The organism is Saccharothrix hoggarensis, from assembly GCF_052936025.1.
This window is the reverse complement of sequence record NZ_CP193624.1, coordinates 7,191,435-7,214,580: the sequence shown is the minus strand read 5'-3', so window position 1 is coordinate 7,214,580 and position 23,146 is coordinate 7,191,435. Positions and strand designations below refer to the sequence as shown.

Annotated in this window: 24 protein-coding genes; 21 read left to right on the top strand and 3 right to left on the bottom strand. The window is 73.3% G+C overall.

The genetic code is table 11. The features are described from left to right. The first annotated feature begins 24 nt into the window (after positions 1 to 24). The 10 genes from ACRAKH_RS32850 to ACRAKH_RS32805 all read left to right on the top strand — a co-directional run bounded on the left by ACRAKH_RS32850 (position 25) and on the right by ACRAKH_RS32805 (position 8,757). Positions 25 to 1,035, top strand: a complete 1,011-nt coding sequence (locus tag ACRAKH_RS32850; protein ID WP_380724363.1) for a Ppx/GppA phosphatase family protein — start codon at positions 25 to 27, stop codon at positions 1,033 to 1,035. After that, positions 1,035 to 2,270, top strand: a complete 1,236-nt coding sequence (locus ACRAKH_RS32845) for a hypothetical protein (RefSeq protein WP_447009505.1) — start codon at positions 1,035 to 1,037, stop codon at positions 2,268 to 2,270. Before ACRAKH_RS32850 ends, ACRAKH_RS32845 begins: the two co-directional genes overlap by 1 nt. Continuing rightward, on the top strand, positions 2,267 to 3,052 hold the full coding sequence (locus ACRAKH_RS32840) for a sugar phosphate isomerase/epimerase family protein (RefSeq protein WP_380728983.1): 786 nt from the start codon (positions 2,267 to 2,269) through the stop codon (positions 3,050 to 3,052). Before ACRAKH_RS32845 ends, ACRAKH_RS32840 begins: the two co-directional genes overlap by 4 nt. A 97-nt stretch (positions 3,053 to 3,149) precedes the next feature. Then, positions 3,150 to 4,073: a proline dehydrogenase family protein gene (locus ACRAKH_RS32835; RefSeq protein ID WP_380728985.1), complete on the top strand. Its 924-nt coding sequence runs from the start codon at positions 3,150 to 3,152 to the stop codon at positions 4,071 to 4,073. A gap of 8 nt (positions 4,074 to 4,081) precedes the next feature. Next, positions 4,082 to 4,888 carry a thioesterase family protein gene (locus ACRAKH_RS32830; protein WP_380728987.1) on the top strand — a complete coding sequence of 269 codons (807 nt, stop codon included), beginning with the start codon at positions 4,082 to 4,084 and terminating at the stop codon, positions 4,886 to 4,888. A gap of 91 nt (positions 4,889 to 4,979) precedes the next feature. Further along, on the top strand, positions 4,980 to 5,792 hold the full coding sequence (gene proC / locus ACRAKH_RS32825; RefSeq protein WP_380728989.1) for a pyrroline-5-carboxylate reductase: 813 nt from the start codon (positions 4,980 to 4,982) through the stop codon (positions 5,790 to 5,792). 120 nt (positions 5,793 to 5,912) lie between these two features. Continuing rightward, positions 5,913 to 6,116 (top strand): helix-turn-helix domain-containing protein, encoded by a 204-nt coding sequence (locus ACRAKH_RS32820; protein WP_053722699.1) that lies wholly within the window; start codon positions 5,913 to 5,915, stop codon positions 6,114 to 6,116. 122 nt (positions 6,117 to 6,238) lie between these two features. Further along, the gene (locus ACRAKH_RS32815; RefSeq protein WP_015105422.1) at positions 6,239 to 6,340 is read left to right on the top strand and encodes a 30S ribosomal protein bS22; all 102 of its coding nucleotides are present in this window, start codon (positions 6,239 to 6,241) and stop codon (positions 6,338 to 6,340) included. A gap of 245 nt (positions 6,341 to 6,585) precedes the next feature. Next, entirely contained in the window at positions 6,586 to 7,623 is a 1,038-nt protein-coding gene (locus ACRAKH_RS32810) for an NAD-dependent epimerase/dehydratase family protein (protein ID WP_380728991.1), read from the top strand. A gap of 45 nt (positions 7,624 to 7,668) precedes the next feature. Then, positions 7,669 to 8,757: a lysophospholipid acyltransferase family protein gene (locus ACRAKH_RS32805; protein WP_380728993.1), complete on the top strand. Its 1,089-nt coding sequence runs from the start codon at positions 7,669 to 7,671 to the stop codon at positions 8,755 to 8,757. Between the two features lie 28 nt (positions 8,758 to 8,785). Here the strand turns inward: ACRAKH_RS32805 and ACRAKH_RS32800 are convergent, their stop codons facing one another. From ACRAKH_RS32800 to ACRAKH_RS32790, 3 genes are all read right to left on the bottom strand, one after another. Then, on the bottom strand, positions 8,786 to 9,676 hold the full coding sequence (locus ACRAKH_RS32800) for an HAD family hydrolase (RefSeq protein WP_380728995.1): 891 nt from the start codon (positions 9,674 to 9,676) through the stop codon (positions 8,786 to 8,788). Positions 9,677 to 9,716: 40 nt separating this feature from the next. Next, positions 9,717 to 10,952 (bottom strand): DUF5667 domain-containing protein, encoded by a 1,236-nt coding sequence (locus tag ACRAKH_RS32795; protein ID WP_447009504.1) that lies wholly within the window; start codon positions 10,950 to 10,952, stop codon positions 9,717 to 9,719. Between the two features lie 99 nt (positions 10,953 to 11,051). Then, positions 11,052 to 11,705: a sigma-70 family RNA polymerase sigma factor gene (locus ACRAKH_RS32790; RefSeq protein WP_380730059.1), complete on the bottom strand. Its 654-nt coding sequence runs from the start codon at positions 11,703 to 11,705 to the stop codon at positions 11,052 to 11,054. A gap of 171 nt (positions 11,706 to 11,876) precedes the next feature. On the opposite strand from ACRAKH_RS32790, the gene ACRAKH_RS32785 reads away from it, so the two are divergent. The 11 genes from ACRAKH_RS32785 (at position 11,877) to ACRAKH_RS32735 (ending at position 23,129) form a co-directional block, all read left to right on the top strand. Beyond that, positions 11,877 to 13,346, top strand: a complete 1,470-nt coding sequence (locus ACRAKH_RS32785) for an AMP-binding protein (protein ID WP_447009503.1) — start codon at positions 11,877 to 11,879, stop codon at positions 13,344 to 13,346. 5 nt (positions 13,347 to 13,351) lie between these two features. After that, positions 13,352 to 13,588, top strand: a complete 237-nt coding sequence (locus ACRAKH_RS32780) for a glutaredoxin family protein (protein WP_380730055.1) — start codon at positions 13,352 to 13,354, stop codon at positions 13,586 to 13,588. Positions 13,589 to 13,706: 118 nt separating this feature from the next. After that, complete coding sequence (locus ACRAKH_RS32775) at positions 13,707 to 15,209, top strand: molybdopterin-dependent oxidoreductase (protein WP_447009502.1); 1,503 nt, start codon at positions 13,707 to 13,709, stop codon at positions 15,207 to 15,209. Positions 15,210 to 15,310: 101 nt separating this feature from the next. Continuing rightward, complete coding sequence (locus tag ACRAKH_RS32770; protein WP_380730282.1) at positions 15,311 to 15,982, top strand: fasciclin domain-containing protein; 672 nt, start codon at positions 15,311 to 15,313, stop codon at positions 15,980 to 15,982. A 241-nt stretch (positions 15,983 to 16,223) separates the two neighbouring features. Next, entirely contained in the window at positions 16,224 to 17,063 is an 840-nt protein-coding gene (locus ACRAKH_RS32765; protein ID WP_380730284.1) for a redox-sensing transcriptional repressor Rex, read from the top strand. A gap of 37 nt (positions 17,064 to 17,100) precedes the next feature. After that, positions 17,101 to 18,444 carry a glutamyl-tRNA reductase gene (locus tag ACRAKH_RS32760; RefSeq protein WP_447009501.1) on the top strand — a complete coding sequence of 448 codons (1,344 nt, stop codon included), beginning with the start codon at positions 17,101 to 17,103 and terminating at the stop codon, positions 18,442 to 18,444. After that, a complete protein-coding gene (gene hemC, locus ACRAKH_RS32755; protein ID WP_380721256.1) occupies positions 18,441 to 19,382 on the top strand; it encodes a hydroxymethylbilane synthase in 942 nt (313 codons plus the stop codon). Before ACRAKH_RS32760 ends, hemC begins: the two co-directional genes overlap by 4 nt. Positions 19,383 to 19,396: 14 nt before the next feature. Next, positions 19,397 to 20,929 carry a bifunctional uroporphyrinogen-III C-methyltransferase/uroporphyrinogen-III synthase gene (locus ACRAKH_RS32750; RefSeq protein WP_380721258.1) on the top strand — a complete coding sequence of 511 codons (1,533 nt, stop codon included), beginning with the start codon at positions 19,397 to 19,399 and terminating at the stop codon, positions 20,927 to 20,929. Positions 20,930 to 20,993: 64 nt separating this feature from the next. Beyond that, positions 20,994 to 21,971, top strand: coding sequence for a porphobilinogen synthase (gene hemB / locus ACRAKH_RS32745; RefSeq protein ID WP_380721261.1), 978 nt, complete (start codon positions 20,994 to 20,996; stop codon positions 21,969 to 21,971). After that, a complete protein-coding gene (locus ACRAKH_RS32740; RefSeq protein WP_380721264.1) occupies positions 21,968 to 22,522 on the top strand; it encodes a hypothetical protein in 555 nt (184 codons plus the stop codon). Before hemB ends, ACRAKH_RS32740 begins: the two co-directional genes overlap by 4 nt. Before the next feature lie 43 nt (positions 22,523 to 22,565). Then, a complete protein-coding gene (locus ACRAKH_RS32735; RefSeq protein WP_380721267.1) occupies positions 22,566 to 23,129 on the top strand; it encodes a hypothetical protein in 564 nt (187 codons plus the stop codon). The last annotated feature ends 17 nt before the right edge of the window (positions 23,130 to 23,146 follow it).

Here is a 23,146-nt window from a genome sequence, read left to right as displayed (position 1 = left end):
CCCCGACCAGGTACGGTGCACCGCGTGCGCCTAGGGGTGCTTGATGTCGGGTCCAACACCGTCCACCTCTTGGTGGTGGACGCTCATCGGGGTGCCCACCCGACGCCGATGAGTTCGGAGAAGTCCGTGCTGCGCCTCGCGGAGCAGCTGGACGGCTCCGGCATGCTCGGGCGGGAGGGCGCCGACCAGCTGGTGCGCACCGTCGCCGCGTCCAAGGCGGCGGCGGAGCGACTGGGCTGCGAGGACCTGATGGCGTTCGCCACGTCCGCGGTCCGCGAGGCGGGCAACTCGGCCGAGGTGCTCGACCGGGTGCGCGCCGAGACCGGCGTCGACCTCCAGGTGCTGACCGGCGAGGAGGAGGCGCGCTACACGTTCCTGGCGGTGCGCCGCTGGTACGGGTGGTCGGCGGGCCGGCTGCTGTGCCTCGACATCGGCGGCGGCTCGCTGGAGCTCGCGATCGGCGTGGACGAGGAGCCGGAGGAGGCGTTCTCGGTGCCGCTCGGCGCGGGCAGGTTGACCCGCACGCGGTTCCGCAACGACCCGCCGACCCGCGCCGAGATCGGGGAGACCACCGAGTGGCTGGCTGACCAGCTGGCCCCGGTGGCGAAGAAGATCCTCCGAGTGGGTACACCCGATCGGGTGGTCGCGACCTCGAAGACGTTCCGGACGCTGGCCCGGTTGACCGGCGCCGCGCCGTCGTCGGCCGGTCCGCGGGCCCGGCGCGTGCTCACCGACGCGGGCCTCCGCCAGCTCATCGCGTTCATCTCCCGCATGTCAGCGGCCGACCTGGCCGACCTCGAAGGGGTCAGCGCCAGCAGGGCGCACCAGCTCGTGGCGGGTGCTCTGGTGGCGGACGCCACGATGCGAGCCCTGTCACTCCCCGAGCTGGAGATTTGCCCCTGGGCCTTGCGGGAAGGTGTCATCCTGCGTCGTCTGGACCACACTGATGGTTCACACCAGGACACCCCGTCGGACCGCACCCGCCGGACGGGTGACACTGGACGGACTGGCCGCCACGGGGCACGGTGGAGTTGATGAGTCGAGAGAGCGAGTCGGAGCAGACCCAGCGCACCGTCGCGGAGTTGCTCGCCCAGTACGGCGGGGGCTCCGGCGAGGTGACGCCGCGTCGGCGACGCCGCCGTGCCGAAGAGGCCTCGGACACGGCTCCCCAGGCCATCATCGACCGGGTCAACTCGGACAGCGGTCGGCTCCTGCCGATCCGCGACGAACCGGAGCCGCCGCCCGCCGCGCCGCCCCCGCCGCCACTGCCGCAGCGGCAGCGCCCGGCGGAGCGCGCCGTCGAGGCCGAGCGCACCGCCTACCAGCCACCGGTCACGCCACCGCCCCCGCCGCCGATGTCCCGGCCGGAGCCGCCCGCCGCCCGCCTCGACCCGCCGCCGACCCGTCCCGACGCGCCCGCCGCACGCCTGGAGCCGCCGAAGGCCGAGCCGGGCAGACGGCGCGCGCCGGACGTCGACCCGGCCGAGGAGACCACGGTCGTGCCGCCGATCGTGGCGGACTTCCCGGCTGAGCCGTCCCGGCCCAAGCCGCCGAAACCCCAGGTCGCGCCGGAGCCGTCGCGGTCGAACCTGGTGCGCCCCGCGCCTGGCGCCGGCAAGCCTCCCGCCGGCAAGCCGCCGGTGGTGAAGCCGCCCGCGCGCGAGCCGGTGACCGAGGTGCTGCCGCGCATCCCGGACAAGCTCACGCCGAACGTGCCGCTGGAGTCGCTGCCGACCGAGTCGGTGCTGATCGTGCCGCCCGCGCCGCCGAAGCTGCCGGACCCGCTGCCCGACCAAACCGCCGACGACTGGTTCGGCGACGACGACGAGCCCGGCGCGACCGCCGAGCCGGAGAGCACCCAGTTCCACCCGTACGTCGACCTCGACGAGGACGACGAGGACGACTACGACAGCCGCCGCGACTTCCAGCGGCGCGACTTCGACGACGAGCCCGCCGGCCTGGCCGACGTCGACGTCGACGTCGAGGACGAACGGCCCGCGGACCGCTCCGCCGGCAAGGAGTGGCTGGTCATGGTCGGCCAGCTCGCCGTCGGCGTGATCGGCGGCGCGGCGCTGTGGCTCGGCTTCAACTTCCTGTGGAGCACGGCCGCGCCCGCCGCGCTGGTCGTGGCGCTGGGCGTGACCGTCGGACTGGTGATGATGGTCCGCAAGATCCGCCGCGCGGACGACCTCCAGACCACCATCCTGGCCGTGCTCGTCGGGTTGATCGTGACGGTCTCCCCGGCCGCGATGCTCCTGGTGAAGTCTTGATCCCGGTCGGCCTGTCCACCGCGGCCGTGTGGCCGCAGCCCGCCGGCGCCGCGTTCGAGGCCGCCGCCGACCTCGGCTACGACGGCGTCGAGGTCATGGTGTGGGCCGACCCGGTGAGCCAGGACGTGAACGCGCTCCGGCGCCTGGCGAAGAGCAGCGGGGTGCCGGTGCTCGCCGTGCACGCCCCGTGCCTGCTGATCAGCCAGCGCGTGTGGTCGCCGGACCCGGCGGAACGGCTGCGGCGCAGCGTGCGGGCCGCGAGCGACCTCGGCGCGCGGACCGTCGTGCTGCACCCGCCGTTCCTGTGGCAGCGCAAGTACGCGGACGGGTTCGCCGACCTCGTCGCCTCGCTGGAGGACTCCAGCGGCGTCGCCATCGCGGTGGAGAACATGTTCCCGGTCCGGCGCCCCCTCGGCCGGGGGCGGTCCGTGCAGGTCACGGCGTTCCGGCCGTCGATCGACCCGACCGACGTCGGGCACCGGAACTACACGCTGGACCTGTCTCACGCGTCGGCCGCGCACACGGACGTCATGGAGATGGCCAAGCGCATGGGCGACGGGCTCACCCACGTCCACCTGGCCGACGGGTCCGGCCTGCCGAAGGACGAGCACCTGGTGCCGGGCCGCGGCAACCAGCCGTGCGCCGAGCTGCTGTCCCACCTGAGCCGCACCGGCTTCTCCGGCCAGGTCGTGCTGGAGGTCAACACCCGCCGCGCCCGCACCACGGCCGAGCGCGCCGAGCTGCTGGCCGAGTCCCTGCTGTTCGCCCGCCTGCACCTCTGACGCCGCCGGCCGGCAACCGGGCGTCCACGCGCCGCGCGCCGCCGTGCCCGCGAAGTCACCTCCGCTGACGCCCGGCCCAACGGCTAGGGTCTTGATCGTGAATCCGTTGCGCACGTTGGTCCTCGCCGCCGCGGGAAACGACGCGGTGCGCCGGGTCGTCGCGAGCGCGCCCGTCAGCCGCGACGTCGTGCGCAGGTTCGTGGCGGGCGAGACCACCGCCGACGCGATCGACGCGACGAGCCGCCTGGTCGGGCAGGACGGGCTGCGCGTCACCCTCGACCACCTGGGCGAGGGCACCGCGGACCGCGGCACGGCGGAGCGGACCGTGCGCGCCTACCTGGAGCTGCTGGACCAGCTGCACGACCTGGGCCTGGCCGCCGACGCCGAGGTCAGCGTGAAGCTGTCCGCCGTGGGCCTGGCCCTCGGCGAGACGTTGGCGCTCGACAACGCGTCCCGGATCTGCGCCGCCGCCGAGCAGGCGGGCACGACGGTCACCGTCGACATGGAGGACCACACCACCACCGACGCGACCCTGCGCGTGCTCGCCGAGCTGCGCCGCCACTGGCCGTGGGCCGGCGCGGTGCTCCAGGCGTGCCTGCGCCGCACCCTGGACGACTGCCGCGAGCTGGCGGGCACCCGCGTCCGGCTGTGCAAGGGCGCGTACGCGGAGCCCGCGTCGGTGGCCTACGTCGACCCCCACCAGGTCGACCTCAACTACGTGCGCTGCGCCAACGTCCTGCTGGCCGGCTCCGGCTACCCCATGTTCGCCACCCACGACCCGCGCCTGGTCGAGATCGTCGGGGAACGCGCCCGCTGGCACGGCAAGTCGGTCGAGGACTTCGAGTTCCAGATGCTGTACGGCGTCCGGCCCGGCGAGCAGCTGCACCTCGCCGCGGAGGGGCACGTCGTGCGCGTCTACGTGCCGTTCGGCGAGCAGTGGTACGGGTACCTGGTGCGCCGGCTCGCCGAGCGGCCGGCCAACGTCGCCTTCTTCCTGCGCTCGCTGGTGAGCCGTTCGTGAGGAGCCCTGTGTCCTTCTCGGTAGCCAGTGCGGTCCGCCCCCTGGGCGACGGCACGTACACCGCGTCCCTGCCCGCGGAGTGGACCGTCGGCCCCAAGCCGCACGGCGGGTTCCTGCTGGCCCTGGTCTCGCGGGCGGCGGTGGACAGCGCCCGCGCGGCCGTGCCCGCGGCCGACGACCTCGCGCCCCTCGCCGTGAGCACGCAGTTCCTGCGCGCGCCGGAGGTGGGGCCGGTGCTGCTGCGCACGCAGGTGCGCAAGGCGGGCCGGACGGCGACCGTGGTGACGTCGACGCTGGAGCAGCGCGGGCGCAGCTGCGTGGAGGCCGTGGTGACGGTCGGGCGGATGCCGACGGCCGCGCCGGACTACGTCGACCTGCCGGACATGCCCGCCGCGCCGCCGATCGACGCGATCGACCTGGCCTCGATGGGCGCGGGCGGCGTGTACAAGCTGGGCTCGGTGTGCGACGTGCGGCTGGACCAGGAGGGCGCCGGGTTCCTGAAGGGACGCGTCGGCGACCCGCTGGTGCTGCGGCTGTGGGTGCGCCCGCTGGCGGAGCGGCCGGACCCGTACTTCGCGCTGGTCGCGGGCGACATCTCGATGCCGGTGACGTTCAACCTCGGCCGGTTCGGGTGGTCGCCGACGGTGCAGCTCACGGCGTTGCTGCGGGCCAACCCGGCGCCGGGGTGGCTGCGCGTGCGGGTGTCGTGCAGCGCGGTGCACGGCCAGTGGTTCGACGAGGACGCCGTGGTGATCGACTCCGCCGGGCGGCTCGTGTGCCAGGCGCGGCAGCTGGCGCTGACCCCGGCCGTCTGAGCGCCCGGTCCGGGCCGCCGAACCTCTGACCTGCGCCGCCGAACCCCCGACCACCGGATTTCGGCTTGTGGAGGCGTGGCAGGCTTGGCGCATGACGACCATCGCCGTGCTGGGGGCTGGCAAGATCGGGGAAGCCCTGCTGTCCGGGCTGCTCCAGGGGGGCCGCAAGGCCGATGAACTGCTGTTCACCGAGAAGCACCCGGACCGGGCCGCCGCGCTGACCGCCCGCTACGGCGTCGAGGGCGTGGACGTGCCCGCCGCCGCGCAGCGGGCCGACGTGCTCGTGGTCGCCGTCAAGCCGCAGGACATCGAGCCGCTGCTGGACGAGCTGGCGCCCGTGCTGAAGCCAGGCACGCTCGTCGTGTCGCTGTGCGCGGGCCTCCCGACGGCCCTGTACGAGCGCAGGCTGCCCGACAGCACGCCGGTGGTCCGGGTCATGCCGAACACGCCGATGCTCGTCGGCGAGGCGATGAGCGCCATCTCCGCCGGCCGGTACGCCACCGACGACCACCTGAACCTGGTCGAGGAGCTGCTGACCACGGTCGGCCAGGTCGCCCGCGTGCCGGAGAGCCAGCAGGACGCCGTCACCGCGCTGTCCGGCTCCGGGCCCGCCTACTTCTTCTACCTGGTCGAGGCCATGATCGACGCGGGCATCCTGCTCGGCATCCCGCGCGACCTCGCCGGTCGGCTGATCATCCAGTCGGCCGTGGGCGCGGCCACCATGCTGAACGAGGGCGACCAGCACCCGGTGATCCTGCGCGAGGCCGTCACGTCGCCCGCCGGCACCACCATCATGGCCATCCGCGAGCTGGAGAAGCACGGCGTCCGCGCGGCGATGCTGGCGGCCATCGAGGCGGCCCGCGACCGTTCGGTGGAACTGGGACGCGACCACCAGGCGGACTGATACCGCCATTGGCCGTCGCACCAGTCCCACGTGTCCCGTTACCCTCAGAGGAGCACGTGCGTGTCGAACCGTCGGTGGGGAAGCCGACGGCACGACGCGTGTCGAAGGACGCGGTGATCCATGCCTGCGGAGGAGAAGTCGCTCGGTCAAGTCAGATTCATGACGGTCGCCGAGGTCGCGCTGATGATGCGCGTGTCGAAGATGACGGTGTACCGGCTGGTTCACTCGGGTGAGCTGACGGCGGTGCGCGTGGGCAAGTCGTTCAGGGTGCCGGAGAAGGCGGTGCACGAGTACCTGCGCAACGCCTACTTCGACGCCGGGTGAGAGCCGGTGCGGGCGGGCGGGTAAACTCATAGGCCGTTCGTGCCTGGTGTCGGCGCGCCCACTTGACGGGTGTCTCCACCGGCGCGTGGAGACCACCAACGTCTAGTAGTGAAGGAACCCGCATGGGCTCGGTCATCAAGAAGCGCCGCAAGCGCATGTCGAAGAAGAAGCACCGCAAGTTGCTGCGCAAGACGCGGGTTCAGCGCAGGAAGCGCGGCAAGTAACCCCTGCGGGTTCTCGCACCGCCAGTCCCCGGCCAACCGGCCCGGGACTGGCGGTGTTGTCGTTCCAGGGCCCCTCGCGCGGCTCCACGACCACCGCGCGCGGCGCCGGCCCGCACCCCGCCATCCGGGTGATTCACCGGTAGAGGCGTGGTGACCTGCGTCAAGACCGCGTTCCGCCGGCGATCGCGACTTCGGCAACCCGGCTAGCATCGTGCGAGTCGCACCACCCGCGCACAGGGAGTCGCATGGCGCCCAAGGTCGTTCTCGTCACCGGTTGCAGCCGCTACCTCGGCGGCCACCTCGCCGCGCGCTTCGCGGCGAACCCGGACATCGAACGCGTGCTCGGCGTGGACACCGAGCCGCCGTCGCGCGACCTGCTGCGGCGCATGGGCCGCGCCGAGTTCGTCCGGGCCGACATCCGCAACCCCCTCATCGCGAAGGTCATCGCCACCGCGCACGTCGACACGGTCGTGCACGCGTCGGTGACCGCGAACCCGGCCGGCCCGACCGGCCGGACCGTGATGAAGGAGATGAACGTCATCGGCACGATGCAGCTGCTGGCCGCGTGCCAGAAGTCGCCGCACGTGCGCAAGCTGGTCGTGAAGTCGACCAGCGCGGTCTACGGGTCCAGCTCCCGCGACCCGGCGGTGTTCACCGAGGACATGGGCCCGAAGGACCTGCCGTCCAGCGGGTACGCCAAGGACGCGGTCGAGGTCGAGGGGTACGTGCGGGGCTTCGCCCGGCGCAGGCCGGACGTCGACGTGACCGCCCTGCGGTTCACGAACTTCATCGGCCCCCGCATCGACACCGTCCTGACCAGGTACTTCGCGCTGCCCGTCGTGCCGACGGTGCTGGGGTACGACGCCAGGGTGCAGCTGCTGCACTCCGAGGACGCCCTGGCCGTGCTGGAGCGCGCGGCGCTGCACGACCTGCCCGGCGTGTACAACGTCGGCGGTGACGGCGTGCTGCTGCTCTCCCAGGCCATCCGCCGGGCGGGGCGCGTGAACCTGCCCGTGCCGAGCGTCGCGGTGCCCACGATGGGCCGGTTCTTCCGCGGCGCCCGGCTGGTGGACTTCTCCCCGGACCAGATGCGGTTCCTGAACTGGGGCCGGGTGGTGGACACGACCCTGCTGAAGCGGGAGTTCGGCTTCACGCCGAGGTGGACCACCCAGCAGGCGTTCGACGACTACGTGAGCGGTCGCGCGCTGCGCCCGCTCATCGACCCGGAGCTGGTGGCGGCGGTCGAGCGGCGCGTGCTCGACACGGCGGCCAGGTTCCGCTAGACGGCACGCCGGCGGAGTCGGCAACCAGACGGAGGAGGTGGACACGTGGCAGAGGCGCGGGTGATCCCGTTGCACGGTGCGGACCGGGAGGCTCCCCGACGACGGCGGGGGTCGGCGGAGCACGCGCGGGCCGCGGCGGCGTCGCTCGCGGAGCCGACGGCGTCCGGGCCCGAGTCGTCGGGGCCGGAGTCGTCCGGGCCCGAGTCGTCCGGGGCCGAGTCGTCCGGGGCCGAGTCGTCCGGGCCCGCGCGGGAGCCGTCGCAGGGGGCGCACGCCGCGGAGCCGACGCGCGCGGGCTGGGAGGACCGCCTGGCGGAGTTCGTGGGCTTCGCCCGCCGCCGCCTCCAGGGCGACTACCAGGTGGACGAGTTCGGGTTCGACCCGGACCTCACCGACCACGTGCTGATGCCGCCGCTGCGGCCGCTGTACGAGAAGTGGTTCCGGGTGGAGACGATCGGCATGCACAACGTGCCGGGCGAGGGCGGCGCGCTGATCGTCGCCAACCACTCCGGCACCCTGCCGCTGGACGCGACGATGACCGCGTTCGCGCTGCGCGCCGACCACCCGAAGCACCGCCACCTCCGGATGCTCGGCGCGGACCTGGTGTTCAAGACGCCGGTGCTCGGCGCGTTGGCGCGCAAGTCCGGGCAGACCCTGGCGTGCAACCCGGACGCGGAGCGGCTGCTCACGTCCGGACAGCTCGTCGGCGTGTGGCCGGAGGGCTTCAAGGGCATCGGCAAGCCGTTCAAGGACCGCTACAAGCTCCAGCGCTTCGGACGGGGCGGGTTCGTCTCGGCGGCGTTGAACACCGGCGTGCCCATCATCCCGTGCTCGATCGTCGGCGCCGAGGAGATCTACCCGAAGATCGGCGACATCAAGGCGCTGGCCAGGCTGTTCGGCTTCCCCTACTTCCCGGTGACGCCGTTCTTCCCGTGGCTGGGGCCGCTGGGCGCGATCCCGTTGCCGTCGAAGTGGTACATCGAGTTCGGCGAACCGATCCGGACCGACGTGTACGGCGAGCACGCGGCGGACGACCCGATGCTGGTGTTCAACCTGACCGACCAGGTGCGCGAGACGATCCAGCAGACCCTCTACCGGCTGCTCACCCAGCGCCGCAACGTCTTCCTGGGCTGAGCCCCGGGCGGTGCGCCCGCCGGCGTGGTCAGCGGTCGCGGCGGCGGTAGGCCAGGGTGGCGGCCACCGCGCCGGCCAGGGCGCCCGCGCCCAGCACGGACGGCACGCCGATCTTGGCCGCCTTGCGGCCGGTGCGGAAGTCGCGGATCTCCCAGCCGCGCTTGCGGGCGGTCTCGCGCAGGCCCGAGTCCGGGTTCACGGCGACCGCCGTGCCGACCACCGACAGCATCGGCACGTCGTTCACCGAGTCGGAGTACGCGGTGCAGCGGCGCAGGTCCAGACCTTCCTTCGCGGCCAGCGCCCGGACCGCGTGCGCCTTCGCCCGGCCGTGCAGCAGGTCGCCGACGAGCCGCCCGGTGTAGATGCCGTCCGTGTGCTCCGACACCGTGCCGAGCGCGCCGGTCAGGCCGAGCCGCCGGGCGATGATCGTCGCGAGCTCCACGGGCGTCGCGGTGACCAGCCACACCCGCTGCCCGGCGTCGAGGTGCATCTGCGCCAACGCCTGCGTGCCGGTCCAGATCCGGTCGGCCATGAGCTCGTCGTAGATCTCCTCGCCGAGCGAGATCAGCTCGGCCACCGACCGGCCCGCCACGAACGACAACGCCTGCTCGCGCGACGCCGCGACGCTCTGCGGGTCCTCGCGGCCGCCGACCCGGAACTTCAACTGCTGCCAGGCGAACCCGGCGAGGTCGGAGTTCTTGAAGTACTTGCGCGCGGCCAGGCCGCGGGCGAAGTGGAAGATCGACGCGCCCATCATCATGGTGTTGTCGACGTCGAAGAAGGCGGCGGCGGTGAGGTCGGTGGGCGCGCTCCCGGCTGGCCCGACCACCGCCAGCGCGGCTTCGGCCGAAGCCTCGCCGGCCAGGGCGGCAAGCCTCTCCCGCTCGGCCGAGCCCTCCACCACACGCCTTTTCACCACGTCAGCGCCTCCCGCGGTCCGATGGTGGACAGGGTAGCGATCAGCCGCCGAGGCCGGGCAGGGGCAGCGACGGGAGTGTCACTGTGGGCAGCGGGAGGGGCGGACCGGGGGACGTGGTGGTAGGCGACGGCGCGGGCGTCGACGGCGCGGTGGTCCGCGCCGGCACGCCGTCCGACGTGCTCGTGCCGGGTGTGGCGCCGGGCGCGGGCGGCACGACGGCCGACGCCGAGCCCAGGTCCGATGTGGACGGTGGCGCGGTCGGCGACGTGCCGGGGGCGACCGGCTGGGCCGCGCACTCGCCCTGGTCCGGCACCGGCCCCAGCTCGTCGACCTGCCCCGACGTCACCGACGCGCACGCCGTGCGGGCGTGCAGCGCCGACGCGCGCTCGGCGATCCGGTGCAGCAGGTCCAGCGACGTCCCGGCCCGGTCGGCGGCCTCGGCGGGCAGCGACCCGCGCAGGTCCGCCAACCGGGTCGCCTGGGAGGCAGCCCAGTCGCGCAGCTCCTCCAGGGTGCGCTGGTCCGAGTTCGACCCGAGCGCGGCCAGCACGCGGGAACCGGCCGCGGCGTCGGCGTCGAAGTCGGTCAGCGCGGTCAGGTAGCCGCCGAGCGGGCCGCCGCCGCTGTCGCGGTAGCGGTCGACCAGCGTCTCCAGCTCCGCGACGCGGGCGGCGGCGAACTCCAGCCGCTTGTAGCCCTTCGACTGCTCGTCGAAGGTGAGGCCGAGCGAGGCCGACTCGGCGGTGCGCTTGACGCCGTACAGCGCGTCGCCGGGCAGCGCGTCCCGGCTGAGCAGGAGGCTCATCCCGGTCAGCGAGAACACCAGGCACAGCGCCGCGGCGAGGGCTACCGCTAATCGCCCGCGCGCTCCGCCGCGCGGCCTGCGCTGGTCGAGGCGGGCGGGGTCCAGCTTGGTCGGCGGCGTCGCGCCCGCGCCGAGCACCCTGGCCCGCATGCGGGCCTTCGCGGCCTCGTCGGGCCCGACGGTGGTGGCGGCTCTCCGCAGCAGCGCCACGACGGCGAGTTCGGCGGCGAACGCCTCGTCCTCGGCCCGAGCCGGGTCGGCCGCGTCACGGCGGGCCTGGCCACTGCCGGCGTCACCGTCGGCCGGGTCGCGGCGGGCGGGGTCGCGGTCGGCCACGTCACGGCGGGCGGGGTCGAGGACGGCCGCGTCACCGTCGTCGGGGCGCGCCGGGTCGGGATGCGCGTCGACCGCGCGGGCGAACTGCTCGCGCTGCCTGTGACGCCATAGCGGCGTGATCCCTCTGCCTACCATCCCGCGTGGCCAACCATCCCGCACCGTTTCGAGCGATCCTGCCCCAGTAACGAACCGGGAGGTCCCGGGGTTACGCGAGCACGAGCGGTGCGACGGTGATCACCGCAGCCAGGAGGGCAGCAGTTGGGCCAACCGGCGCACCGCTCGGTGCTGTAGGGCCTTGATGGCGCCCTCGTTGCGGCCCATCCTCGCCGCCGTCTCCGCCACGGACAAGCCCTGGATGAACCGGAGGGTGATGCATTCGCGCTGGTCTTCACCCAGTTGGGCGACGCAGCGGAGGAGTTCGGTGTTGGTCGCGTCGGTGAGGACTTCCTGTTCCGGACCGTCCGTGACCTCGCGGTTGTCCGCGAGTTCGGCGGTGGTGACCTCCAGCCGGTAGCGGCTGGACTTCACGTGGTCGAAGACGATGTTCCGCGCGATCGTGACGAACCAGGCGCCGACGTCGCGGCCCTGGTAGCTGATCGACCCGATGCTGCGGAGGGCGCGGAGGAACGTCTCGCTGGTGACGTCCTCCGCGAGCGTGCGGTCGCCGACGCGGAAGAGCACGTACCGGTACACCACGTCGACGTACCGGTCGTAGAGCGCGCCGAAAGCGTCCGTGTCGCCGCCCTGAGCGGCGCGGACCAGGCTCCACGGCTCACCGGCCGCGCTGCTCTCCACGCTCTCGATCGTGCTCGACTGCCCTCCCGCACTCCACTTCGAGCGGAGCGTCCGGTTGGTTCGGACGGAGTTCTCGCGTGCCCTGGCGGTCATCGGCTCGCGGCACCTCCACAGAGTCGCCGTGCCGGCAGCATACGTGTTGTTACTCCGTAGTAGGTAGCGGCAAGTGGTCTCGAATCTGCGACGCGAACGGAGGCTGTGCGTGACGCCACCGCCGCATGACAGACTGCGCTGAGGTCCGCTGTGGTTCACCAGGAGGTCACGTTGGCCGCTTCCGCAAGCAACATCGCCGACCTGGTTCGCGGCTCCGCGCACCGTGGACCCAAGCACGTCGCACTGGTCGATGTCACGACTGCGAACAGCTACACCTGGGACGAATTCGACGCCGCCGTGGACGGCGAGGCGCACCGGCTGGTCCGCGCGGGTGTCCAACCGGGCGACCGGGTCGTCGTGCGGCTGCCCACCGGTCCCGCGTTCTGCGTCGCCGTGTTCGGGGTGCTCCGCGCGGGTGGCGTGCTGGTGCCCGCCGGCGCCGGCCAGCCCGTCCGCGAGCTGCAGCGGCTCGTCGCGGACAGCGGCGCGAAGCTGCTGGTCGGCGACGGCGCCGGCGCGGACGTCGAGGTGCTGCCCCCGCCCGCGATGGAGCCGGGCGAGGAGTTCGCCGCCATCGGCTCCGGCGACGACCTGGCCGTCCTCGGGTACACCTCCGGCACGTCCGGCTCGCCGCGCGGCGCGATGCTGTCGCACCGGGCGCTGCTGGCCAACGTCGAGCAGTGCGCGTCGCTGCGGCCCGCGCCGGTGACGGCGGGCGACCGGGTGCTGCTGGCGCTGCCCCTGTTCCACGTCTACGGGCTCGGCCCCGGCCTGCTCCAGGTCGCGGGCGCGGGCGCGACGGCCGTGCTGCTGGAGCGGTTCGACCCGGACCAGGCGCTGACGGCGATCCGCGAGCACCGGGTGACCACGCTGGTGGGCGTGCCGCCGATGTACGCGGCGATCCTGGCCCAGCCGGTCGAGCGGCTGCGCGAGGACCTGGCCACGGTCCGCCTGTTCACGTCCGGCGCCGCGCCGCTCGCGCCCGGCCTGCTGGACGCCGTGCGCGACGCGGTCGGCCTGCCCGTCTACGAGGGCTACGGGCTGACCGAGACGGGGCCGGTGCTCACCACGACCCTGGCGGGAGGCGCGCCGAAGCCGGGTTCGGTCGGCCGCGCGCTGCCCGGCGTGGAGGTGCGACTGGTCGACACCGACGGCCGGCCGCTCGACCTGGACGAGGACGAGCCCGGCACGGGCCTGGTCGCGGCGAGGGGCCCGAACCTGTTCAGCGGGTACTGGCCGGACGGCGCGCACGGCCCGGACGCCGAGGGCTGGTTCCGCACCGGCGACGTCGGCTACCTCGACGAGGACGGCGACCTGCACCTCGTGGACCGGGCGGGCGACCTGATCATCGTCAACGGCTTCAACGTCTACCCGCACGAGGTCGAGCAGGTGCTCGCCGAGCTGGACGGCGTGGCGGAGTCGGCGGCGGTCGGCGTGCCGGACGAGCGGACCGGCGAGTCCGTGAAGGTCGTCGTCGTGCCCGCCGAGGGCGCGGAGCTGACCGAGGACGCGGTGAAGGACCACTGCGCCGGGCGGCTGGCGAAGTTCAAGGTGCCGACCGTGGTGGAGTTCGCCACCGCGCTGCCGCACTCGCCGACCGGGAAGCTGGCGCGGGCCCGGCTGCGGCTGCCCCTAGCCTGAACGCCGTGAGCCACCACGTGACCTTGATGAGCCGGGTCGACTGCCACGCCTGCGAGCAGGCCAAGGCGGACCTGGAGCGGATCTGCGGCGAGCTGGGCGTGCCGTGGGACGTCCAGGACGTCGACGCGGACCGCGAGCTTCGCGCCGAGTACGGCGACCGGGTGCCGGTGATCCTGGTCGACGGCGAGGAGCACGGGTACTGGGAGGTCGAGGAGGACCGCCTGCGCGCCGCCCTCGCCTGACCGCCGGGCCGCCGGGCGAGGTCTCCGGGGGTCGGGTCGGCGGGCGCGGCGCGGGGTCGGATTACCGGCCGCTTACGGATTCGGTGAACCGGATCGGGCCGGGTGTCGAATCAACCCCATGAAGCGCTGGACCGCCGCCCTCATCGGAATCCTCGGCGTGGCCGCCGCCCTCGCGGCCGGACACCTCGTCGCGGGGGTGGTCGGGCCCTCGGCGTCGCCGTTCCTCGCGGTGGGCAACACCGCGATCGACTTCACGCCGAGCTTCCTCAAGGACTTCGCGGTCCGGACGTTCGGCACCTACGACAAGCTCGTGCTGCTGCTCGGCATGGCGGGCGTGCTGCTGGCCCTGGCGGCCGTCGCGGGGCTGCTGTCCCGCCGCTCGCCGCTGCCGGGCACGGTGCTGGCGGTCGGCCTCGGGCTGCTCGGCGTCGGCGCCGTGCTGTACCGACCGGACCTGGGGCAGCTCGGCATCCTCGCGCCCGTCGCGAGCCTGGTCGCGGGCGTCGTCGTGTTCCGGTGGCTGCACCACGCGGCCACGGCGCCGGCCGCCGCGAACGGCGGCAGGCGCACGTTCCTGATCGCCTCCGGCGCGACGGCGGTCGGGGCCGGCCTCGCGGGCCTCGGCGGGCAGTTCCTGGGCGGCCGGGTGGACGTGGAGGCGTCGCGCCGGGCCGTCGGCGAGCTGAAGCCCGCCACGCCCGCGCCGCCCATCCCGGCGGGCGCGGACTTCGCCGCCGAGGGCACGCCCCGCTTCCTCACGCCGAACGCCGACTTCTACCGGGTCGACACGGCGCTGAGCGTGCCGCGGCTGCGCGCCGAGGACTGGGTGCTGCGCGTGCACGGCCTGGTCGACCGCGAGCTGAACCTCCGCTACGACGACCTGCGCCGCCGTGACCTGGTCGAGCGCACCGTCAGCATGGTGTGCGTGTCCAACGAGGTCGGCGGGCCGTACATCTCCACCGCGAACTTCGTCGGCGTGCCGCTGCGGGACGTGCTGCTGGAGGCGGGTGTCCGCGACGGCGCGGACCAGCTGTTCTCGACCAGCGTCGACGGCTGGACGGCCGGGTCGCCGGTGGACGTCGTGCTGGAGGAGGACCGGGGCGCGCTGATCGCGCTGGGCATGAACGGCGAGCCGCTGCCGCTGGAGCACGGGTTCCCCGCGCGCCTGGTCGTCCCCGGCCTGTACGGGTTCGTGTCGGCCACGAAGTGGGTCGTCGACCTGGAGCTGACGACGTTCGCGGCGAAGCGGTCGTACTGGCTGCAGCGCGACTGGGCGCAGAAGGCCCCGGTGAAGGTGATGTCCCGGATCGACCGCCCCGAGGGCCTGTCCACGGTGTCCGGCCGTGTCGTGGCGACCGGCGTGGCGTGGGCGCAACCCACCGGCGTGGCGAAGGTGGAGGTGCGGGTCGACGGCGGCCCGTGGCGGACCGCCGCGCTGTCCGCCGAGGTCAACGGCTCGACGTGGCGCATGTGGCGGGTCGAGCTGGACCTCCCCGCGGGCGGCCACACGATCGAGTCACGTGCCACGGACAAGGCCGGGCTCACCCAGCCGCAGGCCCGGCTCGCCCCGATCCCGGACGGCGCGACCGGGTGGCACTCGATCTTCTTCACGGTGCGCTAGGACGCTCGGACAGGTTTTTCCGAAGTGGGTCGAACCGGATCGTCAGTCACGCCGAAGGTCTTAGTGACTACCGAAAAGGTAAACACCGAGGAGTGATCCCAGTGCGGAACCCCAAGCTCGCCATCGTCGGCGCCATCGCCGCAGCCACCCTCTCGCTCGCCGCCTGCGGTGGCGGCGGCGACACCGCGTCGTCCGGCGGCGGCGCCACCACGACGACCGAGGCGGCGCCCACCACCCCGGAGAGCACCCCCTCCGAGACCGCCATGGCCGACGGCGTGACCAAGACGACCGACGTGTTCGGCCCCGGCTGCGCCCAGGTGCCGAGCGACCCCGCGAACAAGGGCTCGCTCCAGGGCATGGTGACCGACCCCGTCGCCACCGCCGCGTCCAACAACCCGCTGCTCACCAAGCTCGTCGCGGCGGTCGGCGCGGCCGGCCTCGGCGACACGCTGAACAGCCAGAAGGCCATCACGGTGTTCGCGCCCTACGACGGCGCGTTCGCCGAGCTGGGCGACGCGAAGTTCGCCGAGCTGGCGGGCCAGCCGGCCGTGCTGGGCGACATCCTGAAGTACCACGTGGTCGGCACGCGCTACGACGCCAAGGGCCTGGAGGGCGCCGGCTCGGTGGACAGCCTGCTCGGCCAGAAGCTCACCATCGCCGGCAGCGGCGACACGATGACCGTCAACGGCGCCCCGGTGCTGTGCGGCAACATCCCGACCGCGAACGCCACCGTGTTCGTCATCGGCAAGGTCCTCACGCCGCCCGCCGCGTGAGCTGACGCACGGATTCACCCCATGGTGAGCCGCGTCCCCCGTATCCACGGGGCGGCGCGGCTCACTTGTTCGACGGGGGGATGTCCATGGGGGAGCACCACGCCGTCACCCGAGCTGACGAAGCCGCCGGGGTCCGGCGCATCAACTTTGTGCAAGCGTTCACAAGCGGTACGGTGGGCGCATCACTCCGCTGGTGGCGGTACCCGGCGGGTCAGTGCGACGGATGTCGAGGAGTACCAGCGTGGCGGCTCAGCGGGGCGAGGGTGACGGTGTCGTGACCCGCCCACAAGGGTCCAGCCCAGCGGGGTCCAGGCCGGTCGGGTCCAGCCCGGAGAGGTCGAGCCGGGACGGGGCGAGCCGGGACGGGGCCGAAGCGCCCGCCGACGTCCGGGAGCGGGCACGCGCGATCCCCGAGGCGGCGGTGGCGCGGCTCGCGGTCTACCTCCGCGTCCTCTCCGGCATGGCCGAGCAGGGTGTGACGACCATCTCCAGCGAGGAACTCGCGGGCGCGGCCGGCGTCAACTCGGCGAAGCTCCGCAAGGACCTCTCCTACATCGGCTCGTACGGCACGCGCGGCGTCGGGTACGACGTCGAGGTGCTGGTGAGCCACATCGAGCGCATCCTCGGCCTCACCCGCAAGCACTCCGTGGCGGTCGTCGGGATCGGTAATCTTGGTCACGCGCTGGCGAACTACGGCGGCTTCCCGAGCCGGGGCTTCCCGGTCGCCGCGCTGTTCGACATCGACCCCGACCTGACGGGAGTGCCGGTAGGCGGCATCCCGGTCGACCACATCGACGACATCACGTCCGTCTGCGCGGAACGCGAGGTGTCGATCGGGGTCATCGCGACACCCCCGCAGGCAGCTCAGGCCGTCTGCGACCGTTTGGTATCCGCCGGAGTCCAGTGCATCCTGAACTTCGCACCCGTCGTGCTCCAAGTGCCGGACTACGTCGAAGTGCGCAAGGTCGACCTGGCGGTCGAGATGCAGATCCTGTCGTTCCACGTCGCGCGGCGGGCTGACGAAGCCGCCAGTGACGTGGTCAACGGCATCGGTGTGGACGGGGTGGTGATTCGCCCGTGATCGTGCGGGTAGTGAGCCGAACGGTGGTGGCGGTCGCATGAGCGTGCTCGTCGTCGGTCTGTCCCACCGGACCACCCCGGTTCCCGTGCTGGAACGCGTCGCCGTGGCCGACGCCGACCGCGGCAAGGTCCTCGACCAGCTGCTGAAGTCGCCGAGCGTGTCCGAGGCCGTGCTGCTGTCGACCTGCAACCGGGTCGAGGTGTACGCGGTCGTCGAGACGTTCCACGGCGGCATGAACGAGGTCGTCGAGGTCCTGGCCCGCCAGGCGGGCGCGGAGCCCGCCGAGCTGTTCGAGCACCTCTACGTGCACTACTCCGCCGCCGCGGTCGAGCACCTGTTCTCCGTGGCGGGCGGCCTCGACTCGATGGTCGTCGGCGAGGCCCAGATCCTGGGCCAGCTGCGCAACGCCTACAACGCCGCCGACGAGGCGGGCGTGGTCGGCCGCACCCTGCACGAGCTGGTCCAGCACGCGCTGCGGGTCGGCAAGCGCGTGCACACCGACACCGACATCGACCACGCCGGCGCGTCGGTCGTCTCCGAGGCGCTGCGGGACGCGGACGACGCGCTGCGGCGCGCCTCGGGCGGCGCGGCGGGCCTCGACGGCCGCAAGGCCCTCATCGTCGGCGCCGGGTCCATGGGCGGCCTGGCCGCCGCCCACCTGCGCCGCGCGGGCATCGGCGAGGTCGTCATCGCCAACCGGACCGCCGCCAACGGCGCGCGCCTCGCCACGGCGCTGCGCGCGGACGGCGTCCCCGCCACCTCGACCGGCCTCGACCGGCTGTCCGACGAGATCGCGAAGGCCGACGTGCTGTTCGCCTGCACCGGCTCGGTCGGCACGGTCGTCGGCGCCGAGCTGATCGGCGACCGCGAGCCCGACCGGCCGCTGGTCGTCTGCGACCTCGGCCTGCCCAAGGACGTCGACCCGGCCGCGGCGCTGCTCGACGGCGTCCGCGTGGTCGACCTGGAGACCCTCCAGCGCAGGCTGTCCGACGCCCCGACCGGGCAGGGCACGCTGCGCGCGGCGGAGATCGTGGCCGAGGAGGTCCGCGCCTACCTGGCCGGGCAGCGCTCGGCCGGGGTCACGCCCACCGTGACGGCACTGCGCAAGCGCGCCGCCGAGGTCGTGGACGCCGAGCTGCTGCGGCTCGACTCCCGGCTGCCCGAGCTGGACGGCGCGGTGCGCGACGAGCTGGCCAAGACCGTGCGCCGGGTGGTGGACAAGCTGCTGCACACCCCCACCGTGCGGGTGAAGGAGCTGGCCGCCGCGCCGGGGGGCGCCGGCTACGCCGAGGCGCTGCGCGAGCTGTTCGGGCTCGACCCGCAGGCGCCGTCCGCCGTCAGCACACCCCATTCGACGCAACCCAAAGGTGAGAAGCGGTGAACCGCACCCTGAGGATCGGCACCCGCGGCAGCGCCCTCGCGCTCGCGCAGACCGGCCACGTGGCCGACGCGCTGCGCGCGGCGGGCGCCGACGTGGAGATCGTCACGATCTCCACCCCGGGCGACCGCTCGTCCGCCCCCATCGCCGAGATCGGCATCGGCGTGTTCACCTCGGCGCTGCGCGACGCGCTGGCCAACGGTGAGATCGACGTGGCCGTCCACTCGTACAAGGACCTGCCCACCGCCCGCGACCCGCGCCTGTCGCTGGCCGCCGTGCCGCCCCGCGAGGACCCGCGCGACGCGCTGGTCGCCCGCGACGGCCTGACCCTGGGCGAACTGCCCACCGGCGCGAAGGTGGGCACCGGCTCGCCGCGCCGCGCCGCGCAGCTCGACGCGCTCGGCCTCGGCATCGAGGTCGTCCCGTTGCGCGGCAACGTCGACAGCCGCATCCGCAAGGTGGCCGACGGCGAGCTGGACGCCGTCGTGCTGGCCCGCGCCGGCATCGCCCGCCTCGGCCGCACCGCCGAGATCACCGAGACCTTGGAGCCCATCCAGATGCTCCCCGCGCCCGCACAGGGCGCCCTCGCAGTGGAGTGCCGGGTCGACGACGTCGACACCGAGCACCTGCTCCAGTCCACTCTGGACGATTCGGCCAGCAGGGCCGCTGTCGCCGCCGAGCGCGCCTTGTTGGCCGCGCTCGAAGCGGGTTGCAGCGCGCCGGTCGGCGCACTGGCCGATGTGGTGGAAGACCTCAGCGACGAGGGGGACGTGGTTCTCCGCCTGTCCCTGCGCGGGGTCATGGCGACGGAGGACGGCGACCTCCTCCGTGCGTCCGCCACCGGTGACTTGACCGCAGCAGAGGAACTCGGCCGCGCGCTGGCCGCCGAGTTGCTCGACCTCTCCGGCCACGCCACCGCGTCGCCGGCGGGGCGTAGTTGATGGGGAGTGCCCTGATGACCCGCGCACGCAAGACCCCCGGCCGAGTCGCGTTCGTCGGCTCAGGTCCGGGCGACACCGGGCTGCTCACGGTCCGGGCCCGAGACCTGCTCCACAAGGCGGAGCTGGTGGTCACGGACCCGGACGTCCCGGCCGAGGTGGTGGCGCTGGTACCCGACGGCGTCGAGGTCCGGCCCGCCGTGGGCGACCCCGCCGACGTGGCGAAGGACCTGGTCGCCGAGGCGAAGAACGGCCACGCCGTGGTGCGGCTGGTGGCCGGTGACCCGCTGACCCAGGACTCGGTGGTGAAGGAGGCGCAGGCCGTCTCCCGCACCACGATCGCGTTCGACGTGGTGCCGGGCGTGCCCGCCGGCACCGCGGTGCCCGCCTACGCCGGGGTGGCGTTGGGCGCGGTGCACACCGAGGCCGACGTCCGCGGTGTCGTGGACTGGGCCGGCCTCGCCGCCGCGCCCGGCACGCTCGTGCTGCACGCCACCGGCGGCCACCTCGCGGAGGCCGCGTCCTCGCTGGTCGAGAACGGCGTGGCGCCGCAGACCCCGGTCGCGGTGACGTGCGACGGCACCGGCTTCGGCCAGCGCACCGTCGACACCACGCTGGCCTCGCTCGCCGCCGACGCGGGCGACCTGGGCGGCCCGCTGGTCGTCACGGTCGGCGCCGCGGTCGCCGGTCGTCCCAAGCTGTCCTGGTGGGAGTCGCGGGCCCTGTACGGCTGGCGCGTGCTCGTGCCGCGGACGAAGGAGCAGGCGGGCGCGATGAGCGACCGGCTGCACTCGCACGGCGCGATCCCGGTGGAGGTGCCGACCATCTCGGTCGAGCCGCCGCGCAGCCCGGCGCAGATGGAGCGCTCGGTGAAGGGCCTGGTCGACGGCCGCTACCAGTGGGTGGTGTTCACGTCGACGAACGCCGTCCGCGCGGTGTGGGAGAAGTTCCGCGAGTTCGGGCTCGACGCCCGCGCGTTCTCCGGCGTGAAGATCGCCTGCGTGGGCGAGTCCACGGCGGCGAAGGTGCGCTCGTTCGGGATCATCCCCGAGCTCGTGCCGAGCGGCGAGCAGTCGTCCGAGGGCCTGCTGGCCGACTTCCCGCCGTACGACGACATCCTCGACCCGGTCGACCGGGTGCTGCTGCCGCGGGCCGACATCGCCACCGAGACCCTGGCGGCGGGCCTGCGGGAACGCGGCTGGGAGATCGACGACGTGACGGCCTACCGGACCGTCCGGGCGGCGCCGCCGCCCGCGGACACCCGCGAGATGATCAAGTCCGGCGGGTTCGACGCGGTGTGCTTCACCTCGTCGTCCACGGTCCGGAACCTGGTCGGCATCGCGGGCAAGCCGCACGCCCGCACGCTGGTGGCGTGCATCGGGCCGCAGACGGCGGAGACGGCGCGCGAGTTCGGCCTCCGGGTCGACGTGCAGCCCGAGGACGCCAACGTCCCGGCCCTGGTGGACGCCCTGGCGCAGCACGCCGCGAGGTTGCGGGCGGAGGGCGCGTTGCCGCCGCCGCGCAAGACCAAGCGCCTGCGCCGCTCGTAAGAAGCTCGAAGTGAGTCGGGGCCGCCTTCGTGGCGGCCCCGACCTCGTTCCAGGGAGTACCGCCGTGTTCCCAGCCCACCGCCCCCGCCGCCTGCGCACCACGCCGGCCATGCGCCGCCTCGTCAGCGAGACGACCGTGCGACCGCGCCAGCTCGTGCTGCCCATGTTCGTCAAGGAGGGCGCGGACGCGCCGACCGAGATCAAGAGCATGCCGGGCGTCCTCCAGCACACCCGCGAGTCGCTGCGCAAGGCCGCGGTCGAGGCGGTGCAGGCGGGCGTCGGCGGGCTGATGCTGTTCGGCGTGCCCGCCGAGCGCGACGCGGTCGGGTCCGGCGCGACCGATCCGGACGGCATCCTCAACGCGGCGCTGCGCGACCTGCGGTCCGAGCTGGGCGACGCGACCGTGCTCATGTCGGACTGCTGCCTCGACGAGTTCACCGACCACGGCCACTGCGGCGTGCTCACCCCCGACGGCGCCGTGGACAACGACGCCACGCTGGAGGTCTACGGCGAGATGGCCGTGGCCCAGGCGCGCGCGGGCGCCCACGTGGTCGGCCCCAGCGGGATGATGGACGGCCAGATCGGGTTCATCCGCGCCGCGCTGGACGAGGCCGGCCACACCGACACCGGCGTGCTCGCCTACAGCGCCAAGTACGCGTCGGCGCTGTACGGGCCGTTCCGGGACGCGGTCGAGTCGCAGCTCCAGGGCGACCGCAAGACCTACCAGCAGGACCCGGCGAACGTCCGCGAGGCGTTGCGCGAGGTCGCGCTGGACCTCGCCGAGGGCGCGGACATGGTCATGGTCAAGCCCGCGCTGCCGTACCTGGACGTGGTCAAGGCCGTCGCCGAGGTGTCGGACGTGCCGGTCGCCGCGTACCAGATCTCCGGCGAGTACGCGATGGTCGAGGCCGCCGCCCGCAACGGGTGGATCGACCGCGAGCGGACCGTGCTGGAGACGCTCACGTCGATCCGGCGGGCCGGCGCGGACGTCGTGCTGACCTACTGGGCCGTCGAGGCGGCGGGCTGGCTGGACCGCGGATGACCTCGCCGATGACCTCGCCGAAGAAGTCCAAGCCGCCGAAGCCCGTGCCGCCGAAGTTGATCGACCTGGCGCGGTGGCTGTTCGTCCTCAGCGCCGTGGTCGGCATGACCCGGTTCCTGGTGCAGCTGTCCGACCGGGAGATGCTGATCCGCGAGCTGCGCGCGCGGCAGCCGGAGCTGGGCCAGGACGAGCTGGACGCGGCGGCGACCGGCGGCATCGTGTTCGGCCTCCTCATCGCCGCGGCGTTGGTGCTGGTGTACACGCTGCTGGCGAACCGGATGGCGTCCGGGCGGAACTGGGCGCGGGTGCTGCTGACCGTGCTGGCGGGCGCCGGGATCTTCCTCGGCTTCGTCCGGCTCATCGCCGTGGGCTCCGGGTTCGCGACGGCGTTCGGCCTGGTCGTGAGCCCGGTCGACCTCGCGTTCGGCGTGGTCACGATGGTCATCGACGGCGTGGCGGTCGTCTTGATGTACTTGCCATCAGTTTCCGGGTATTTCAGATCAGTGCGTTCGGTCAGCGCGAAGCCACCACAGGTAGCTAACGGATTGTGATTTCCGGTCGACGGGAACCCGTATCACTCCTACGGTCCCTCGCATGACCACTCCGAACGACCCGTACAACCAGGGCGGCCAGCCGCAGCAGCCCGGCGGCTACCCGCAGCAGCCCGGCGGCTACCCGCCGTCCGCGCCGCCGCTGAACGAGAGCGAGCTGCGCGCGCCCGCCCGGCCGAAGTCGGTCGACACCGCGTACATGCTGTGGCTGGTCGCCGCGGGTATCGGCATCATCAGCAACCTGATCAGCTTCCTGACCGCCGAGGAGATCGCGCGGGAGACCCTGGAGGCGGCGGGCCTGCCCGCCACGTCCGTCGAGCCCAGCTACGGCGGCACGGTCTTCAGCCTCATCCTCACCGTGGTGTGGATCCTGGTCGTCATGCAGATGCGCAAGGGCGCGAACTGGGCCCGCATCCTGCTGACCGTGCTGGGTGGCCTGGCCGTCATCGGCAACCTGCTCAGCCTGCTCCTGATCGGCATCCTGTTCAGCATCGGCTTCCTCGGCGTGCTCCAGGCGCTGTTCGTGGTCGTCTCGCTGGTCGCGATCATCGGGGCCATCGTGTTCATGTTCAAGTCCGACTCGAACTACTACTTCAAGGCCAGCTGACCCCACGAGGTCACAGG

Bases quoted from the DNA above. Each gene is read 5' to 3' on its own strand.
- ACRAKH_RS32845 (WP_447009505.1), top strand. From the start codon at position 1,035: ATGAGTCGAGAGAGCGAGTCGGAGCAGACCCAGCGCACCGTCGCGGAG.
- proC (WP_380728989.1), top strand. From the start codon at position 4,980: ATGACGACCATCGCCGTGCTGGGGGCTGGCAAGATCGGGGAAGCCCTG.
- ACRAKH_RS32820 (WP_053722699.1), top strand. From the start codon at position 5,913: ATGCCTGCGGAGGAGAAGTCGCTCGGTCAAGTCAGATTCATGACGGTC.
- ACRAKH_RS32815 (WP_015105422.1), top strand. From the start codon at position 6,239: ATGGGCTCGGTCATCAAGAAGCGCCGCAAGCGCATGTCGAAGAAGAAG.
- ACRAKH_RS32810 (WP_380728991.1), top strand. From the start codon at position 6,586: ATGGCGCCCAAGGTCGTTCTCGTCACCGGTTGCAGCCGCTACCTCGGC.
- ACRAKH_RS32795 (WP_447009504.1), bottom strand. From the start codon at position 10,952: ATGGTAGGCAGAGGGATCACGCCGCTATGGCGTCACAGGCAGCGCGAG.
- ACRAKH_RS32790 (WP_380730059.1), bottom strand. From the start codon at position 11,705: ATGACCGCCAGGGCACGCGAGAACTCCGTCCGAACCAACCGGACGCTC.
- ACRAKH_RS32775 (WP_447009502.1), top strand. From the start codon at position 13,707: ATGAAGCGCTGGACCGCCGCCCTCATCGGAATCCTCGGCGTGGCCGCC.
- ACRAKH_RS32760 (WP_447009501.1), top strand. From the start codon at position 17,101: ATGAGCGTGCTCGTCGTCGGTCTGTCCCACCGGACCACCCCGGTTCCC.
- ACRAKH_RS32750 (WP_380721258.1), top strand. From the start codon at position 19,397: ATGACCCGCGCACGCAAGACCCCCGGCCGAGTCGCGTTCGTCGGCTCA.
- ACRAKH_RS32740 (WP_380721264.1), top strand. From the start codon at position 21,968: ATGACCTCGCCGATGACCTCGCCGAAGAAGTCCAAGCCGCCGAAGCCC.
- ACRAKH_RS32735 (WP_380721267.1), top strand. From the start codon at position 22,566: ATGACCACTCCGAACGACCCGTACAACCAGGGCGGCCAGCCGCAGCAG.